This window comes from Psychrobacter nivimaris (genome assembly GCF_904846365.1).
Classification (GTDB): Bacteria; Pseudomonadota; Gammaproteobacteria; order Pseudomonadales; family Moraxellaceae; genus Psychrobacter; species Psychrobacter nivimaris_B.
Map to the genome: position 1 here is coordinate 44,580 of NZ_CAJHAL010000015.1, position 13,243 is coordinate 57,822.

Genomic DNA, 13,243 nt, shown 5'->3' on the forward strand with positions numbered 1-13,243 from the left:
TACTCCTAGATTACATGTTAATTTTGATTAAATCGTCTGGTTTATAATCTTTATCTGCAATCTGACCAACTACTTTATCCCACTGCATCGGAGATATACCTGTAGCCGGTCTTTTAACAGTTAGATTATTTTCTGTTAAAAGCTCACCCTTTTTTATAAAACCTTTACTGACTATACTCTTTCGTGCCATTTGAGTATTTTTCTTTTCGGACCCAGAAGGTTCCTTAATGCCACTACCGCTAAGAGCTAACTCAATATTCCTAATGGCCTTTACCATCGCTTTAAGCTCTTCCGGCTCTAGAGATGCGGCATGGTCTGGACCACTCATGTCTCTACTCAAGGTGAAGTGCTTTTCTATAACAGTTGCACCAAGAGCAACTGCCGCAGTTGGCACCTCAATACCGAGAGTATGATCTGAATAACCCACATTCACATTAAAGATATCTTTGATATTTAGCATTGCTTTTAAGTTCACATCCTTCATAGGTGTAGGGTATTCTGTATTACAATGAAGAATAGTGAGCCTTTTCTTATCTAACCCAGCGGCTACAAGTGCTTGGGTTGCGTCTTCAATTTCCTGAATATTAGCCATTCCAGTCGACATAATAACGTCATCAAAGTCAGTAGCAATTTTACGTAGATACGGAAGGTTCGTTATTTCACCTGAAGGTATTTTGGCGATGTTGAATCCTAATGACTTTAAGTAACTCAAGCTATCTAAATCAAAGCCTGTTGAAAAGAACATAATATTTTTTTGTTTACAATATTTTATTAACTCTTCATGATTTTCGTGAGAAAGCTCTAGTTTTTTCAACATCTCAAACTGACTATCAGCTTCTCCAGTTTGGCTTATTTGATAATCAGCTTTTGGTGCAGACTTTACAACACAATTTTCAGTCACAAAAGTTTGAAACTTTACCGCATCAACACCAGCAGCAGCAGCAGCAGCAATTAGCTGCTTTGCTACCTCAATTGAACCGTTATGGTTCACACCAGCTTCTGCTATGATAAATACAGGTTTAATCATTTGTACATCTCCATTGTTTTCATTTTTTGCATCGAAAAAACAATTGAATTATTTGCAATATTTTTAGTAACTAATAAGCCTGCCTGCACCTTATTATTATTACCAATAACTATTGAAGGCATTGTACCTGTTGAAACACCAAAAAAGTTATTACTTCCAACCTTAGTGTAGCCTGTCAGCTGTACATTTGGCGAGAATACATTTCTATCATCGACTTCGCAATTATGAGGAATAGCGCATTGATAATTAATTAGATTATAATCACCCAATACTGCCATACCACCTACAATACAAAATGGACAAATTATAGTCCCTTTACCGATGTTGCTGCTTGAAGCAACAATACTAGAGTGATGAATAAAGCTCACAATACTTACAGTAGTATTTTCCAAATAATCTATGACCTTATTCCTAATCTCTAAGTCACCTATAGCAATCAAAACATTGTCGTCATTAGTAAAATCATAGTCCTTTTCCGACCCTAAAAAAGGAGCATTAAACTCATTTTCACTATATGACTTGTCATCAAAATCAAAAAATCCTTCAATTAAAATTTTTTCTCCAAGATGGCGGTTATTATCTTCTATGTATTCTGCCAACTCCATAGCAAAACCGCCGGCACCAATAATCTTCACTTTCTTATAGTTGTTACTCATAACATCACACTACTAGGTAGGTTAACTAATCGCTGAGCAAACCAGCGGCTATTCTCTAGGTTATTAGTTATACATTCTTCATACATTGGCAAGTCAGTCATAAGCTCCCACACTGGACGCGTCATGACACCTTGCTTATTTGTATGTTCTAGGAATTCGTTTCTCTCATTAATATCTTCACATATTATGGCATTGAGCCAATAATTTGAATGACAGTCTCTTGGCTCTTTAACAAATAGATAAGGAGATTTCGCTAATAACTTCTCATATTCGCCTGCCAGAGCACGCTTATTACTGACGAAATCAGAAAGCTTCTCTAGTTGTGCACATCCAAGAGCAGCATTTAAATTAGGCATTCTAAAATTAAAGCCAGCTTTATCATGAAAGAATTTATATGCGTGTGGCTGTTTTGCAGTAGTTGTAAGATGCTTTAGCTCAATACCATCTTGTTCAGACCTACATAGAATCGCACCGCCACCACCAGTAGTTATAACCTTATTTCCATTAAAACTGATAGCACCATAATGCCCAAAAGTTCCTGTATGTTGTCCCTTATAATAAGAACCGAGTGACTCAGCTGCATCTTCAACTAAGTTTAAATGCCAGTAGTCACATACCTCAACAATTTTATCGATTTCTACAGAGTGACCAAAAGTATGCATTGGCACAACTGCTTTAATTCGCTGACCAGTAGATTTTAGATAACATTGATTATCCTCTCTAAGAACAGCATTACTTTCTAAAAATTCAGATAAAGAATTTGGGCACATACCTAAAGTATCTTTAGAAACATCTACAAAAGCACATTGTGCATTTAGTTGGTTCACTGCATTGGCAGTCGCAATAAATGTCAATGCTTGGGTGATAACTATATCATTTACCCCCACACCACAATGATATAAAGCAGCATACAGAGCACTTGTTCCATTAACAACAGCAATGGTTTTAGTGGATTTTGTATAATCTGTAAGCCTGTTTTCAAACTCATCTACATACTTGCCTACACTCGATACGAATGTGCTTTTAATCGTATTGAGAACCAATTCTTCTTCTCTTGCATTAAACCTAGGTTCATGTAATGGAATAAAATCTTTTGTCTGATAATAATCTCTAATGAATTCAATAACATTATCTTTCATTACATTTTTCCATCCAAATATTTTCCTGTCTCTTTATGTCCAAATTCAGGAAGCATATAAAAGAACAACTTTACAACTTCTTCTTTAGTCCACTTTAAAGAAGATTTCATTGCATTGATTTCATTGGTAAAGTACTCTAATTTCTGATTTAAGTCAGAATCAACGTCGCCTTCATTCTTAATAATACCTAGATTATTGAAGGTATCAAGATCCAAACTTTCTTCATCGGTATAGAACTCTTCAAAATCTTTCTCGCCTGTAGTATCACTATTTACAAACAAACATGGCCAGGTGTTATTATCCGATTTAGAATCAGTAGATAAGTACTGCCGTGCCTCTTCTTCAGAGTCACACAAGTAAGGGGTAATTGCTTTATTTTCCAGATATTTTATCGCAATATCTGAGAAAGTGATTAAATGCAAATCCTCACTAAGCTTTGGGAAAAAAATGTCACCTTTCTTACCGAATATACATGACATTAGACAGAGCTCTCCTGACTCCTGAGGAGTTACAAAATAGCGTCTAATATCAGAAGGAGCTACAATCGGTTGGTTTTTTTTAATTCTTTGCTCAAAGCCATGAAGTAAAGAACCGTCACTAAATGCTACATTTGCAAACCTTGCAGTAGAGATATTTATTTCTTGTGAGTATTTTAACAAAAACATTTCCATGATTCTTTTGCTAGCACCCATCATATTTACAGGGTTAGCTGCCTTATCAGTTGATACGCAAAAATATTTTTTGGTACCATTTTTTATTGATTGTCTTATTGTCTTCTCAGTGTTGAATATGTTTACATTGATCATACGCATAAGAGTAAAAGAATCTTTCTCACTACGTACATGTTTAAGCGCTGATAGGTTCAAGACATAGTCATACTTACCATCATTCTCGATAAAGGCATCATATTCAGTTGAACCAATGTCTAAAGCAAATGTCTGAAAATCTCCGTCAATATAGCCGTAACTACTACGCAAATCTCTTACTAATTCAACTAAATTATTTTCACTTATATCTACGACATGTAATTTTTTAGGATTTCTTTTGAATATTTCTTTAGTAACAGCCTGTCCTATAGAGCCCGCTCCCCCTATTACCAGAAAGCTTGATTTGTTTGTAGTAGTAAGCAATTGCTCTTCTTTGTCAGTAATATCTTGATCGAAGAGTCTGTTTTCTCTTCCAATAAGCTTTAAAATATCTAACATTTTTATTCTCTATAATATAAAAAGACACCCCATTGTAGGGGTGTCTTTATCATATTTCAATATAGATTTAGTAGTTTAACTGTAGACTAATGCCTATCTTACCAACCAGTAACTTCTTTCAGCTTGTCGCCAAGCTTAGATGGGTCACGTGTATACGCGATGCCAGCATCTTCAAACGCTTTGAATTTCTCTTCAGCAGTACCTTGACCACCAGAGATGATAGCGCCAGCATGGCCCATACGCTTACCTTCTGGAGCAGTAACACCAGCAATATAGCCAACAACTGGCTTAGTTACATGGTCTTTGATATAAGCAGCAGCTTCTTCTTCAGCAGTACCACCGATCTCACCGATTAGGATGATAGCTTCAGTTTGTGGATCAGCTTCGAACAGTTTCAATGCGTCAATCTGGTTCATACCAGGGATAGGATCACCACCGATACCGATACAAGTTGACTGACCAAAACCAAGCTTAGTTGTCTGAGCTACGGCTTCATAAGTCAACGTACCAGAGCGTGAAATGATACCTACTTTACCTGGCTGATGGATATGGCCTGGCATAATGCCGATTTTGCACTGACCTGGAGTGATAACGCCTGGGCAGTTAGGACCAACTAAACGCACATCGCCAGCTTCTTCAAGATAGCGTTTTGCTTTTAGCATATCGATAGTCGGTACGCCTTCAGTGATCACAACGATCAACTTAACGCCAGCATCGATTGCTTCAACGATAGAATCTAGTACAAATGGTGCTGGTACGTAGATAACAGAAGCGTCCGCTTGAGTCGCTTCCATGGCTTCCGCCATAGTGTTAAATACTGGTAGGCCTAGGTGCGTTTGACCGCCTTTACCTGGAGTCACACCACCAACTACTTTTGTACCGTATTCAATGGCTTGTTCAGAATGGAACGTACCATTTTTACCAGTAAAACCTTGTACCAATACTTTGGTATCTTTATCGATTAATACACTCATTATATTTCCCTTGTATTCGGTTGTCTTGTAACAGCGGTCTTTACAACTATCATTATCAAATTTTGATAACCAACTTTTATTATGAAAACCACTATTACGATTTGACTACTATGCTTAAGCGTCTATCTCTAAACACTTATGTTTAAAGACTTACGCTTTAACAGCATCGACAATTTTTTGAGCCGCGTCAGATAAACCTTGAGCTGAAATCAATTTCAGACCAGACTCTTCTAGGATTTGTGCGCCTAGCTCAGCGTTGTTACCTTCTAAACGAACAACAACTGGTACTTGTACGTCAACTTCTTTGATAGCAGCGATAATAGCTTCTGCAATCATGTCACAACGTACGATACCGCCGAAGATGTTGATTAGAACGCCTTCAACACTGCTGTCTTCTAGGATGATTTTGAACGCTTCAACAACGCGATCTTTAGTTGCGCCGCCGCCAACGTCCAAGAAGTTAGCAGGCTTGCCGCCATACAATTTGATGATGTCCATGGTCGCCATTGCAAGACCAGCACCGTTAACCATACAACCGATGTTACCTTCTAGAGCAACATAGTTTAGGTCAAATTCAGCAGCTTTAAGCTCACGCTCGTTTTCTTGAGTCTTGTCTTGTAGCGCTGCGATTTTTGGCAAACGATATAGTGCGTTTGAGTCGATACCGATTTTGCCATCAACACAAACGATTTCGCCATTTTCACGAACCGCTAATGGGTTGATTTCCATTAGAGCAAAGTCGTTTTCAACGAATGCCTTATAAGCGCCAGTCATCAATTTAACGAATTGATGGATCTGCTTACCTTCTAGACCAAGTTTGAACGCAACGTCGCGCGCTTGGAAAGGCATTAAACCAACTAAAGGATCAACATTTACTTTGAAGATTTTTTCTGGAGTGCTGTATGCTACTTCTTCGATATCTACACCACCTTCGGTAGATGCCATGAAAGTTACACGACGAGTTGCACGATCAACGACTGCGCCAAGATATAGCTCAGTTTGTACTGGATACATATCTTCTGCAACCAATACGAAGTTTACTGGCTGGCCATCAGCATCAGTTTGGAACGTTACTAGGTTAGTACCGATCAGCTCTTCAGCAACTTGCTTAGCTTCTTCACGAGTTTTAACTAGCTTAACACCACCAGCTTTACCGCGACCACCAGCATGTACTTGCGCTTTAATGACCGCAATGTCAGTTGGGGTTTTATCAAAAGCTGCAGCAGCTTCTTCGCCGTTATGAGCGATGATGCCTTCTTGAATTGGCAAACCGTAGCTTTTTAATAGCTCTTTTGCTTGATACTCATGTAAATTCATTGATTGTATCCTTTATTTTTTACAATTAATAAAAAGTGAAATCAAGTGCGCGCATATACATATTAATCATACGTCTGACGCACTCATGATTGTGGCATCACCAAAATAGCGATACCCCAATCAGGTTGTAAATCGATAATAACTAAACGAGCAACTACTTATTTCTTACGTTTTTTGCGCTGGATAGCGTGGATAGCACGGCCATCTGCAGATAGAGCAGCTTCATGCACTGCTTCTGAAATAGTTGGATGAGCAAATGTCATCAACTGCAAGTCTTCGATACTAGACACAAATTCCATCGCGATCATACCTTGATGGACGATATCACCAGCACCAGCAGCGATAGCATGCATACCTAATAGACGATCTGTTTTCGCATCAGCAACTACTTTCACAGAACCTTGCGCTTCGCTTTGCGCTAATGCACGACCGTTAGCAGCTAAGTTGAAAGAACCTGTTTTAACTTCATAGCCAGCTTCTTCAGCTTCTTGCTCAGTCAAACCTACCCATGCGATTTCTGGGTGAGTATAAATGACATTGATGATAGTGTCATAGTTAACTTGAGGTTTTTCGCCATGAATACGCTCAACAGCCATCATGCCCTCTTCCATTGCTTTATGCGCAAGCATAGGACCACGGACCAAATCACCGATAGCATAAACGCCATCAAGATTGGTTTTGCACTGGTCATTAACATCGATAAGGCCACGTTCAGTCAATGTGATGCCACTATCATCGCCAAGCAGTTTTTCAGAATAAGCACGACGACCAACACAAACGATTAGCTTGTCGAAGCTCTCCTCGCTCGATTCGCCTTTGCTTTCGCTAGTGACGACAACTTGGTCACCTTGAACTTCAGCATTGGTTACTTTGGTATCGACACGGATATCAAGACCTTGCTTCTTCAGCATTTTGCCAGCTTCTTTTGAGATGTCTTTGTCAGCAGCAGCTAAGAAACTAGGAAGTGCTTCATATACGACTACTTCTGCACCTAGACGACGCCATACTGAACCAAGCTCAAGACCGATAACACCAGCACCAATAACGCCTAGACGCTTAGGGACTGAGGTAAAATCAAGTGCGCCAGTTGAATCAACAATACGGTCACCGTCAGTTTTGGCAACAGGAATTTCGATAGGCACAGAACCTGCCGCAAGAATGACATTCTTAGCAGTGATCGTCGTTTCGCTTTCGTCTTCTAGAGCAGTAAATTTGACTTTTTTGTCAGCGCCTTTACCGTCGACCAATGTACCCCAGCCTTGTAGCCAGTCAACACCATTGCCTTTTAGCAACGCGGCAACACCACCAGTCAACTGCTTAACAATACCTTCTTTACGCTCTATCATTTTTTCGATATTGATAGCAACGTCACCAGTACTGATACCGTGCTCGTCAAGGTCATGCTTAGTAGCTTCGTAACGATGTGAGCTGTCAAGTAGGGCTTTTGATGGGATACAACCAACGTTTAAGCAAGTACCGCCAAGTGCTGGCTCGCCTTTATAAACGCGCTTTTCGATACAAGCAACACTCATACCGAGCTGGCCTGCACGAATAGCTGCTTCGTAACCACCAGGACCGCCGCCGATGACGACTAAATCATAATTGTCTTTCATAGTACGTTCCTATTTTTAATTGTATGTGTCATTTAAACTGGTTGTTATCTTGCTGATAGATCAGCGTTATCTACACTGAACAGTTAATACACTATGTCAATGAGATAGACTCACTCATCGATAATCGATAGCAAATCACCATTATTAAATTCATTTAAATACAGTTATCAGCGCATCAAGTAATCGCTGATTCATAAAAATCATTATCTATACCAAAGTTAAAAAGCTTGTATCAGCGGTTGCCAATACAAGCTTAAAAGCTTACAGGTCTAGTAGTAGCATTGCAGGGTCTTCGACCAACTCTTTGATAGTTACCAAGAACTGTACTGCTTCTTTACCATCGATCATACGATGGTCATAAGATAATGCTAGGTACATCATTGGTAAGATTTCAACTTTGCCATCGACAGCCATTGGGCGATCATTGATAGCGTGCATACCTAGGATAGCAGTTTGTGGTGGGTTCAAGATAGGTGTTGACATCAATGAACCAAATACACCACCGTTAGAGATAGTGAAAGTACCGCCAGTCATGTCTTCTAAACCAAGCTTACCTTGCTGTGCTTTACCGCCAAACTCACGGATTGTGCTTTCAACGTCAGCCATGCTCATGCGATCAGTATCACGTAGTACTGGAACAACCAAGCCACGATCTGAAGATACTGCTACACCGATATCATAGAAACCATGATAAACAATGTCATCGCCATCTAGTGAAGCGTTTACTGCTGGGAAGCGTTTTAGCGCTTCTGTCGCTGCTTTTACGAATAACGACATAAAGCCTAAACGTACGCCATGACGTTTTTCAAACTTCTCTTTGTACTTAGCGCGCATGTCCATCAATGGCTTCATGTTCACTTCGTTAAACGTCGTCAACATCGCTGTATCTTGTGATGCTGATAATAGACGCTCAGCAACACGCTTACGAAGACGAGTCATTGGAACACGTTTTTCAGTACGCTCACCCATTGATTCAGCAACAGGACGACCACTGTCAGACTTGATGCTGCTGTCTGATTTCAATGTTGGGTTAGCCATATCAGTTTTGGTTACACGACCACCGCGGCCACTACCTTCAACTTCTTTAGGATCTACGCCTGACTCTTTTGCTGCTTTACGAACTGCTGGGCTTTGATCTTTATGATCAGCTTCGCCTTTCTTATCTGTTGCTTGAACAGGCTCGCCACCATCAGCAGCTTGCTTTGCTTGAACTGGCGCAGCTGGTTGGTCTGGATCTACTGCTGGTGCTTCTTCTGCGCTAGCACCAGCACTTGCACCGGCTTCAAACTGAGCGATAAGCTCATCAGACAATACAGTATCGTCAACTTGCTTTACGATTTTGGTCAATACACCATCATCAGGTGCCACAACTTCTAATACAACTTTATCAGTTTCAATTTCAGCCAATAGGTCATCACGATTAACTTGTTGACCTTCAGTGACGTGCCACTCAACGATTGTGCCATCGGCAACCGATTCTGGAAAAACGGGGGCTTTGATGTCAGCCATCGATATACTCCTTAGATTTGGATATTCATACTTATTATTAAGTCGTGATAGGCAGTCAGTAGTTTTCTAATAACTTTGCGTATATTTTATTAAAAAACACTGACTGTCATCGCCTGATTCATTTATCTTCTATAATCTTTTGATTAGACAAGGTGTTACTGAGCTAATTCATCAACACTTATGCCAAGGCCACCAGCAATGAGTGCTTGCTGTTGTTGAGCGTGTAGTTTCGGTGATCCTGTTGCAGGGGCTGCACTAGGAGGACGCGCTACTGGCTCCATGACTTTTGCTTTGGTTGGATGCGGTACGACAATACGGAACATATGCGGTGCTAAATAGTACCAAGCGCCTTGGTTCAATGGCTCTTCTTGCGTCCATACGATTTCAGTTAGGTTGCTGTACTTTTCGATTTCAGCGATTAAGCGAGTCTCTGGCAATGGGTACAATTGTTCAATACGAACGATAGCCACATGATCAAGACCTAATGCACGGCGCTGCTCTAAAAGATCATAATAAACCTTACCACCACACAGAACCATACGAGTCACTTTATCTGCGTTGTGATCGTCCATCTCTGGCAATACCGTCTCAAACTTACCGTTAGCAAGCTCTTCTAGGTTAGAAGTCGCTAGCTTATGACGTAATAAGCTTTTCGGTGACATAACAATCAGTGGCTTACGAATAGGACGTACTGCCTGACGACGTAATGCATGATAAATTTGCGCAGGAGTCGTTGGGGTGATGACCTGCATATTGTCTTCAGCACATAGCTGTAAGAAACGCTCTAAACGTGCAGATGAATGCTCAGGGCCTTGACCTTCAAAACCATGTGGTAACAACATAGTTAAACCACAAACACGCTGCCACTTGGTCTCACCACTTGAGATGAACTGGTCAATCACAACCTGAGCACCGTTAACGAAATCACCAAATTGTGCTTCCCAAACGATCAATGCGTTCGGTACGGTGGTCGCGTAGCCATATTCAAAGGCTAGTACCGCTTCTTCTGACAACAATGAGTTGTAAGTAGCAAAGCGCGCTTGATTGTCGCTCAAATGAGACAATGGTACATACATGCTGCCATCGTTGACATTGTATATTTCGCTATGACGATGTGAGAAAGTACCACGGCCTACATCTTCACCAGTAATACGTACTAATACACCATCGTTATCAACCAACGATGCATAAGCCAATGTCTCAGCCGCACCCCAGTTAAGAGGCTCTTCGCCCGTTTGCATCGCTAGACGCTGCTCAACGACTTTTTGAACCTGACGTTGTAACTTGTAGCCTTCTGGCATTTCGGCCATACGGCGTCCATAACCTTTCAGCTTTTCGATATCAACACTGGTATCCCAGTCATCAACCAAGTCATGACCTAGATAAGGTTTCCAATCTACAAACAGCTGCTCGTTAGGCTCTTGAACCAATGAGCTAACAACATAATCACCACGGTCTAAAGACTCACGATAATCATCTTCGTACTGTTTCTCTTCTTCGGCATTCAAGATACCTTCTGCGATAAGTTTTTGCGCATAAAGAGTACGAGTAGTCGGAAGCTTCTTAATAACAGCATACATCAATGGCTGAGTTGCAGATGGCTCATCTGCCTCGTTATGGCCATTACGACGATAGCAGAACAAATCAATGATGATATCTTTGTCAAACTTATGACGATAATCTAATGCTAACTGAGCAGCAAATACGACTGCTTCAGGATCATCACCGTTTACATGTAGGATAGGAGCATGAACCATCTTGGCAACGTCAGTACAATATTCAGTTGAACGAACATCTTCTTGACGGCTAGTAGTAAAGCCAACTTGGTTATTGATTACGATATGCACAGTACCGCCAGTGGTATAAGCACGGGTCTGTGACATCTGGAAGGTTTCTTGTACTACACCTTGACCAGCAAAAGCAGCATCACCATGAATCACGATAGGTAATACTGAATTACCACCAGTATTATCTAGTAGTGGCTGATCGTTACGGCGTACTTGACGGGCACGTACTGAGCCTTGTAGTACTGGCGCGACAATTTCAAGATGCGATGGGTTAAATGCTAAAGCCAAATGCGCTTCACCGCCCGGTGTCATCACATTAGATGAGAAACCGTTATGGTATTTAACGTCACCTGAGCCTTTTTCTGGCTGTACTTTACCATCAAACTCATCAAACAAGTCTGCAGGGTTTTTACCTAAGATGTTGACTAATAGGTTTAAGCGGCCACGGTGAGCCATACCAATGACCATTTCTTTTGTGCCATATCCGCCAGCACGTTGAATGATTTCATTAATAGCAGGAATGAAGCTCTCACCACCTTCCAAACCAAAACGCTTAACACCTGTATATTTACGAGCAAGGTATTTTTCTAGACCTTCAGCAGCCGTCAAGCGCTCAAGAATAGATAGACGTTTTTCTTTATCGAATTTGATATAGCCTAGATTAGTCTCTAGGTATTCTTCCATCCAGCGTTTTTCTGTACTGGTGGTAACGTGCATATACTCGACACCGATATGGCCACAGTAAACACGTTCCATGATTTCGATGATTTCGCGCAATGTCGCTTCATTTTTACCAATGACTAAATCATTGGTCGGGAATACGGTATCGAGATCAGCTTCTGACAAATTATGATAAGCAAGCGTCAAGTCTTCTACTTCTGCACGTGGATGCAAATCTAAAGGATCAAGTTTGGCACGGCGATGACCGCGACGACGATATGCTGAGATTAGTTGCTGTACGCCCATCTGCTTAGGATCACAGTTGGCAGAGCTGCTAGAGTCGGTATCAGTACTGCTACTCTTATTTGCCGTTTGATTACGAGCAAGTAGTAAGAACTGATCTTTGATAGCGTTATGCTGAGCATCGTTCTGCGACTTATACTGTTCAAAGTACGTCTGCCAGTCAGTATCAACACTATCAGGGTCTGTTAGGTATTGCTCGTAGAGAGCTTCTATATAGTTGGCGTTATCGGCAGCCAGTTCGGTATGTACTTGGCCAGATTTTTCTTTGGTTATACTATTCATAATAATCGTCTATTTGATAGATAAATGAATGGAATCGTGCTTATTATTGTGTCAGTCGTTGTATGCTCAGGTAGTTAGACAATGTGTCATATCCTGTTAAATACTATTCGATAAAACACTTTTATCCCTAAGTATTGCCATCACCATAGAATATTGCTGTCATTGTCTACAAGAGCAAGTGATGCTAAATAGTGGTAACAAGTCTTATTGCAATACCCGTCTAAAAATAAAACTATTTGTGAACGCTCAGTTTTCTTATCTAGCTCGTTTCACAACATTAATTTATATATACTTCTTTGAGTCATAACCAATCCATTAATGATAAGCTATTAATAGATAATTATATTTTCAACTAACCTATAAACTGGTTATTGATGCTGAATTACCCTAAATTTGCTGATAAATCCTGCCTTTTCAGACAGACATACATTGCTATATAGATTATCATGCCCATTTTTTGCGACATAGTTTGTTTGTTCAATACTAGGTATTTATGTAATGAATATCTATCATCAATTATAAACGCATAATCATTGTGCGCATAGTATTTTAGCCTGATAATGTCATAATCTGCTCAAACGGCACATATTAAGCGCTAAAAAAGATGCTTTGATCATCTTATTAAATACAATTATACCAAAATTCGACTATGTCTATATCCGATTATATAGGGTGATTGTCTATATATTATTTCTTCTTACATACGACCAACGTATTGACCATACAGTTTTACTCTTAAATCATTTAATAACTATTTTTCAATAGGCTAAA

The 13,243-nt window shown here is 40.2% G+C and carries 9 protein-coding genes; all 9 read right to left on the reverse strand.

What is annotated here, in order from left to right; all coding sequences use genetic code 11:
- Positions 1-10: 10 nt before the first annotated feature.
- The 9 genes from neuB to JMX63_RS07795 all read right to left on the reverse strand — a co-directional run bounded on the left by neuB (position 11) and on the right by JMX63_RS07795 (position 12,472).
- Positions 11-1,027: an N-acetylneuraminate synthase gene (gene neuB / locus JMX63_RS07755; protein ID WP_320157863.1), complete on the reverse strand. Its 1,017-nt coding sequence runs from the start codon at positions 1,025-1,027 to the stop codon at positions 11-13.
- Positions 1,024-1,683, reverse strand: a complete 660-nt coding sequence (locus JMX63_RS07760; protein WP_201571894.1) for an acetyltransferase — start codon at positions 1,681-1,683, stop codon at positions 1,024-1,026. Before JMX63_RS07760 ends, neuB begins: the two co-directional genes overlap by 4 nt.
- Positions 1,680-2,822, reverse strand: coding sequence for a LegC family aminotransferase (locus JMX63_RS07765; RefSeq protein ID WP_201571896.1), 1,143 nt, complete (start codon positions 2,820-2,822; stop codon positions 1,680-1,682). Before JMX63_RS07765 ends, JMX63_RS07760 begins: the two co-directional genes overlap by 4 nt.
- Positions 2,822-4,027 carry a UDP-N-acetylglucosamine 4,6-dehydratase gene (locus tag JMX63_RS07770; RefSeq protein ID WP_201571898.1) on the reverse strand — a complete coding sequence of 402 codons (1,206 nt, stop codon included), beginning with the start codon at positions 4,025-4,027 and terminating at the stop codon, positions 2,822-2,824. Before JMX63_RS07770 ends, JMX63_RS07765 begins: the two co-directional genes overlap by 1 nt.
- A gap of 98 nt (positions 4,028-4,125) precedes the next feature.
- The gene (sucD, locus tag JMX63_RS07775; protein ID WP_101204626.1) at positions 4,126-5,001 is read right to left on the reverse strand and encodes a succinate--CoA ligase subunit alpha; all 876 of its coding nucleotides are present in this window, start codon (positions 4,999-5,001) and stop codon (positions 4,126-4,128) included.
- A 150-nt stretch (positions 5,002-5,151) separates the two neighbouring features.
- Positions 5,152-6,318: an ADP-forming succinate--CoA ligase subunit beta gene (sucC, locus tag JMX63_RS07780; protein WP_201571900.1), complete on the reverse strand. Its 1,167-nt coding sequence runs from the start codon at positions 6,316-6,318 to the stop codon at positions 5,152-5,154.
- 158 nt (positions 6,319-6,476) lie between these two features.
- Positions 6,477-7,931, reverse strand: coding sequence for a dihydrolipoyl dehydrogenase (lpdA, locus tag JMX63_RS07785; protein ID WP_201556063.1), 1,455 nt, complete (start codon positions 7,929-7,931; stop codon positions 6,477-6,479).
- 261 nt (positions 7,932-8,192) lie between these two features.
- On the reverse strand, positions 8,193-9,440 hold the full coding sequence (odhB, locus tag JMX63_RS07790; protein WP_101204629.1) for a 2-oxoglutarate dehydrogenase complex dihydrolipoyllysine-residue succinyltransferase: 1,248 nt from the start codon (positions 9,438-9,440) through the stop codon (positions 8,193-8,195).
- 155 nt (positions 9,441-9,595) lie between these two features.
- On the reverse strand, positions 9,596-12,472 hold the full coding sequence (locus JMX63_RS07795) for a 2-oxoglutarate dehydrogenase E1 component (protein ID WP_201571902.1): 2,877 nt from the start codon (positions 12,470-12,472) through the stop codon (positions 9,596-9,598).
- Positions 12,473-13,243 lie beyond the last annotated feature (771 nt).

Coding starts and splice junctions, on each gene's coding strand:
- JMX63_RS07765 (WP_201571896.1), bottom strand. CDS start 2,822: ATGAAAGATAATGTTATTGAATTCATTAGAGATTATTATCAGACAAAA.
- sucD (WP_101204626.1), bottom strand. CDS start 5,001: ATGAGTGTATTAATCGATAAAGATACCAAAGTATTGGTACAAGGTTTT.
- neuB (WP_320157863.1), bottom strand. CDS start 1,027: ATGATTAAACCTGTATTTATCATAGCAGAAGCTGGTGTGAACCATAAC.
- lpdA (WP_201556063.1), bottom strand. CDS start 7,931: ATGAAAGACAATTATGATTTAGTCGTCATCGGCGGCGGTCCTGGTGGT.
- sucC (WP_201571900.1), bottom strand. CDS start 6,318: ATGAATTTACATGAGTATCAAGCAAAAGAGCTATTAAAAAGCTACGGT.
- odhB (WP_101204629.1), bottom strand. CDS start 9,440: ATGGCTGACATCAAAGCCCCCGTTTTTCCAGAATCGGTTGCCGATGGC.
- JMX63_RS07760 (WP_201571894.1), bottom strand. CDS start 1,683: ATGAGTAACAACTATAAGAAAGTGAAGATTATTGGTGCCGGCGGTTTT.
- JMX63_RS07795 (WP_201571902.1), bottom strand. CDS start 12,472: ATGAATAGTATAACCAAAGAAAAATCTGGCCAAGTACATACCGAACTG.
- JMX63_RS07770 (WP_201571898.1), bottom strand. CDS start 4,027: ATGTTAGATATTTTAAAGCTTATTGGAAGAGAAAACAGACTCTTCGAT.